This window comes from Chamaesiphon sp. OTE_75_metabat_556 (assembly GCF_031378165.1).
Taxonomy (GTDB): domain Bacteria; phylum Cyanobacteriota; class Cyanobacteriia; order Cyanobacteriales; family Chamaesiphonaceae; genus Chamaesiphon.
Genome location: NZ_JANNDR010000068.1, coordinates 1 through 5886, shown reverse-complemented (window position 1 = coordinate 5886; position 5886 = coordinate 1). Strand labels below are relative to the sequence as shown.

The 5886-nt window shown below is 44.0% G+C and carries 4 protein-coding genes; 3 read left to right on the top strand and 1 reads right to left on the bottom strand.

From position 1 onward, the window contains the following. A partial coding sequence (locus tag RMO27_RS03305; RefSeq protein ID WP_309729063.1) for a M24 family metallopeptidase occupies window positions 1–255 on the top strand: 255 nt, incomplete at its 5' end. A 112-nt stretch (window positions 256–367) separates the two neighbouring features. Here RMO27_RS03305 and RMO27_RS03300 read toward each other — a convergent pair. After that, window positions 368–631 (bottom strand): hypothetical protein, encoded by a 264-nt coding sequence (locus RMO27_RS03300; RefSeq protein ID WP_309729062.1) that lies wholly within the window; start codon window positions 629–631, stop codon window positions 368–370. A gap of 159 nt (window positions 632–790) precedes the next feature. On the opposite strand from RMO27_RS03300, the gene RMO27_RS03295 reads away from it, so the two are divergent. Together RMO27_RS03295 and RMO27_RS03290 are read left to right on the top strand one after the other, a co-directional pair. Continuing rightward, window positions 791–4732, top strand: a complete 3942-nt coding sequence (locus RMO27_RS03295) for a pentapeptide repeat-containing protein (RefSeq protein ID WP_309729060.1) — start codon at window positions 791–793, stop codon at window positions 4730–4732. A 455-nt stretch (window positions 4733–5187) separates the two neighbouring features. Next, window positions 5188–5814 (top strand): 3'-5' exonuclease, encoded by a 627-nt coding sequence (locus RMO27_RS03290; RefSeq protein WP_309729058.1) that lies wholly within the window; start codon window positions 5188–5190, stop codon window positions 5812–5814. The last annotated feature ends 72 nt before the right edge of the window (window positions 5815–5886 follow it).

Here is a 5886-nt window from a genome sequence, read left to right as displayed (position 1 = left end):
GACGTCCACGACGCGGGTATCTACATGCACGGTGCCGAAACCTGGTACCAATTCCAACCAGGCAACATCATCACCGTCGAACCTGGGATCTACATCTCTCCCGACATCGAACCCGCCGAAGGACAACCCAAAATCGACGATTGCTGGAAAGGCATCGGCATCCGCATCGAAGATGACGTTCTCATCACATCCACTGGCAACGAAGTCCTCACTGCCGCCATTCCCAAATTCGTCGAACACCTAGAATCCCACTAAAAAAGTCCCATTCTCATAGCGGCAGGTATGAAAAATCCCCTCCTCGGAGGGGTGCCCAAAGGGCGGGGTGGGTCGATCGACCCATCCTAGCACTAACATTTTAGATACGATCCTACTCCCCATCGTTCATCTGTTCGATCGCTTTCAGGATTATCCCAATTGCCCCTACAGCCTGTAATAATGAGTTAGCATCCCATTTCCCCTGCTTCCGCATTTTCTTGATCGATCTCCATAGCTTATTAAAGCCAGTTAGCAAAGTAAATATAACTAAGATGTCGATCGAATGATTTGGGTCGAGATGTTCGATCTTATCAAAACAAGGGTATTGCAGATCTGCTGGAATACTTTCAATCTGTTTATTCTGTTCGGTTGTCATTGTCTTTTACTCGATTAAGTTGACAATACAATCCTATTTTCTTCATTAATCTCTACATCTCTACTCATTAACAACATTTGCTTTTAAAGCAAAAAGTAAGCATCTCAAGTAAAATAAAAGCAAAGTAAAAGCAAACCGTTAAATTATCAAATATTGTCTATGGCTCTCACCCGTAAAGCATCTGAAGCAGGATTAAAAATAGTAGATGAGGCTAGACGGAAGAAATGCTATGACAAATATGCTAGCTCTTGGTATGGCGAAGCAAAGGTCAGCAAATCAACATTAGAAAAATTTTGGCGAAGAGAAGAGATTAGACATGAAAATTTTGACACCATTTGTGCAGCCATAGAAGTTGATTGGCAATCAGTAGTAGATGAGAGCGATCGAGATGTTGATAACCCTCAACAACAAAGGGTTAATCAAGCCGATCGATTCAAAGGATTGAAAATTGCCAAACAGATTCATAATTGGTTGGTAGCTGTTGAGTACAAATTAAAAGAACCCTATGAAGTATTAGAAATAGATTATTGCGAGTGGATTATTAAAATTCAAGATCCAGTACGACGAGCAAGGGTAAATCATATTCTCATTCGGGGTATTGCTTCTGAGGCGAAGTTACCAGAATTACAGGCACTCGAAGCATCTCGCAAAGAACAAGGTGCAGAGGGTGGGTGGTTGATTGTAAATCGGCGAATTAGTCCAGCAGTAAAAACAGAGTTAGATAAAGATGAAAATCAACATCTTAGCTGTATGACACTGGATGACTTGATCGATCGAGATGCAGATTTTGAGCCTTATTTAACGTGGTTGGAAGAAGAAGTAATCAAGCGCGGGATCGATCGCAAGTATGTATCGTTGGCTTGCGACAAAGAAGAAATCGATCCGGTGACTCAACACTCGATCGCGACTAGCAAATATGGGGAAGCGGAGGGCTGGATTGAGGGCTATATCAAACAGTGGTTGAGCGACGACAGCAAAGAACATGTCTCGATTTTAGGTGAATTTGGGACAGGGAAAACTTGGTTTTCGTTTCACTATGCGTGGGATTGTTTGCAGGCATATAAAGAAGCAAAAGAGCAAGGTTTAGAGCGTCCGCGCTTGCCGTTGGTGATTGCGTTGCGGGATTATAATAAAGCATTAAAAGTTGAAAGTGTTTTATCCGATCTGTTTTTCAACAAGCATGATATTCGATTGAATAGTAGCGTGTTTGATTGCCTGAATCAGATGGGTAAATTGGTGATTATCTTCGATGGTTTTGACGAGATGGCGGATAAAGTCGATCGGCAGAAGATGATTAATAATTTCTGGGAATTGGCGCGGGTGGTCTGTCCTGGCTCGAAGGTGATTTTGACTTCGCGGACAGAACATTTTCCCCACGATCGAGAAAGTCGGCAATTATTAAATGCAGAACTGGAATCTTCTACTGCTAAATTGAAATGGGAATCACCGCGATTTGAACTATTAGAACTAGCAAAATTTAATGAAGCCCAAATTCGGCGAGTTCTCACCCTGGAAGCGGAAGAAAAAGGTTTGAGTACCGATATTGTCGAGAAGGTAATGGTACGGGCAGAATTGCTGGATCTGGCGCGTCGTCCGGTGATGACGGAATTAATTATTGAGGCGATGCCAGAGATTGAAGCGGGTAAACCTGTAGATATGTCGCGGATTTATTACTATGCGATCGTCCGTAAGATGGATCGGGATATTAAAGCTGAACGGACATTTACATCGCTGGCGGATAAGCTGTATTTCTTGTGTGAAATCGCGTGGGAAATGCTGTCTACGGAACGGATGAAGTTAAATTATCGCGAATTTCCCGATCGGATTCGGCAGATTTTCCCGCAATTAGTGACGGAAGCGAAGGATCTCGACCACTGGCACTATGACATGATGGGGCAAACGATCCTGATTCGGAATGCCGATGGGGACTATACGCCCGCTCATCGATCGTTCTTAGAGTTTTTGGTGGGGTATAAGTTTGCGGCGGAAGCGGGGGTGTTGAAGGCGGATTTTGTAGCGGCGGTGCAGCAACAAACGGATTGTATCGATGGAGATGCAATGCCTAAATTCTATACTTGGACTGGGTATTTACAGGCATATGTAGCGGCGAAATCTGAGGGTAAGAAAATTGCTCGGCTAGAAGCATTTAGTCCTGAGTCTAGCAAATATCTCCACCATACCTTTGGTCATGAACCATTAACTAAAGCGGTTATAGATCTAATCATACCGATGTTGGAGCCAACAAATTCTCAACTTTTGATGAATCTGATTCATCGCACTAGGGGCAAAACCGAGCAGGAAACTGGCTGGTTAGGAGGTAATGCGGCGACGCTGTTAGTCAAACAGAATCCCGCAGCACTAGATTGCGAAAATTTAAGCTATACAAACATGGCCAATAGCGATCTGCTGCGTGCAAATCTTCAAAGAGTTGATTGTACTGGGGCAACCCTAAGTAATTCTCTATTTAAAAGTATCTTGCCAAGTACTGTTTTAGCTATTACAACCAGTCAAGATGGTAATTTTTTTGTTACTGGGCATGAAGATGGAAATGTTCGTCTGTGGGACACACAAAATGGACAATTGATTCACATATATAGTGGACACAGGAGTTCAGTTAGATCGGTAGCGATTGCGCCGGACGGAGATTGGTTAGTAAGTGGAAGTGAGGACAAGACAATCAAACGTTGGAATGTCAAGACGAATCAGTGCCTTTCTACATATAGTGAACACAATGGTTCCGTTAATACAGTGGCAATTGTGTCGAATGGAGATTGGTTGTTAAGTGGAAGCGAGGATAATACAATCAAACGTTGGAATGTCACTACAGGTAAATGCATCAAAATTTATATTGGACATCTTAGATCTGTCGAGGCACTAACAATTTCGCCAGATGGCTCTTGGTTTGCGAGTGGGAGCGGAGACAATACTCTCAAACGGTGGGAAACAAAAACGGCTAAGTGTCTTAACACTTACAACGGACATGAATATGTAATCCATACCATTGTAATGGCACCCGATGGAACTTGGCTAATGAGTGGGAGTCGAGACAAAACACTTAAACAGTGGGAAACAAAAACGGCTAAGTGCGTTTATACTTACACTGGCCATCAATACAGGGTCAGAGCAGTGGCGATCTCATTAGATAACTCATGGTTAGTGAGTTGTAGTAATGACAAAATGCTCAAGCGTTGGGATCTCAAGACAGGAAAATGTCTCCAAACATATACTGGACATCATGAGTCAGTCAAATCAGTAGCAATTGCACCCGATAACACTTGGTTGCTGAGTGGCAGTAAAGACAATACCCTCAAACGTTGGGATCTCAATACGAGCAAGTGCCTCTTTACCTATACTGGACATCATAATTCAGTTGAGACAGTAGCAATCGCACCCGATGGTTCTTGGTTTGTGAGTTGCAGTGGTGACAAAACACTCAAACGTTGGGATACATTGATAGGTAATTGCCTTAACACTTATGAAGGACATCAAAAATCTGTCGAGGCAGTAGCGATCGATCTCAGTGGATCTTGGTTTATTAGTGCTAGTGATGATGCAACCCTCAAACGTTGGGATACATTTACAGGTGATTGCCTTAACACTTATGAAGGACATAAACATAGGGATAATCCCGACTTTAATTTATCAGTAAAGACAGTGGCGATTGCCCCAGATGGTTCATGGTTTGTCAGTGGTAGTGGGGATCAAACTGTCAAACGTTGGGATACATTAACAGGTGATTGCTTGTATACCTATGCACCACATCAATCTTCTGTTTACATGGTAGCAATTGCTCCTGATAGCTCTTGGTTTGTTAGTGGTAGTGTCGATCAGACCTTCAAACGTTGGGACACATTTACAGGCGAATGCTTGCAAGCTTATCCAAAACAGCAAGATTGGGTGAGAGGAATAGCGATTAGCAATGATAGTCGTTACATCATTAGTGGTGGAGGACATGAGATTAAGATCTGGGATGTGGAAACGGGAGAATGTATTCGCACGATTTCTAATAAACCATGTGGAGGAATGCGGATTGGGGGTGCGATCGGTTTGACTTCGGGGCAGATTGAGTCGCTGAAAGCATTGGGGGCGGTGGATGATTAGCGGGTTGAGGGCGTGGGATGGTCTGAACTATGATTAGAACGATCGAATGATGAACTGCGATCGTTTCTAGATGGGAATCATCGCCTATCTATTAATCTGACAAATCACAGTTCCAGACGGTATCCTCTGTGGTGATTTGCTCCGCTCTAGCACCGCCCTGAATTGAAATTCGGTGCTCAAAGCAAAAGTTCTCAAAAGAGAACTACCCGATTCTCAGAGAGTCCATTTCAATGGACTTTAGCTCTTAGCCCCAAATTTATTTGAGGGCGTTGTTGGTGGGGAGCTAGGAATCATTGCAAGGAGATCTTTATTCCGTATTCACGTTAGATTAGCATTCTCAGCCCTTTATGCCCTCTGCGCTCGGTTATCGATCGAAGTCGAAATGCTGCCTCTCTACGGTTAAAAAAAGATATTCAGCAGTAATGGATTTGAACCGCGATCGATACAATTAAATCATGACCGAACTAAACCTCACCAAATACCAACATATATTAGTAGTCGATCTCGAAGCCACCTGCTGCGACCTCCAAAGCATCCCCCGCCACCAGATGGAAACCATCGAAATCGGTGCCGTCATGGTAAATACCTCCAGCCTAGAAATCGTCGATGAATTCCAAACCTTCATCAAACCCCTCCGCCATCACATTCTCACCGAATTTTGCCTGCAACTCACATCCATTACCCAATCCCAAGTTGACACCGCCCCCACCTTTCCCGACGCGATAAAACTCTGGCAACCCTGGCTAGCTCAATTCGACAAAACCATCTTTGGCTCCTGGGGCGACTACGATCGCAAACAACTCCAACAAGACAGCAAACACCATCGCATCGATCTCCCCTACCCAGTCTCCAGCAATCATATCAACCTCAAAGAAATCTTCAGCCAAACCCAAGGACTAAATAAACGCTACGGTATGGCTCAAGCCCTCAAGTTAGCCCAAATCGAACTCACTGGCACCCACCATCGCGGTATCGACGACGCCCGCAATATCAGCAAACTCCTACCATACATCCTCGATCGACAAAAAATTCCTACCCCGATCGATAAAAATACTATCGATCGAAATCAAACCTCCTCCTAAAAAAGATTGACATAAAAAATCCCCTCCTCGGAGGGGTGCCCACAGGGCGGGGTGGGTAAATCTCCGCCGCAG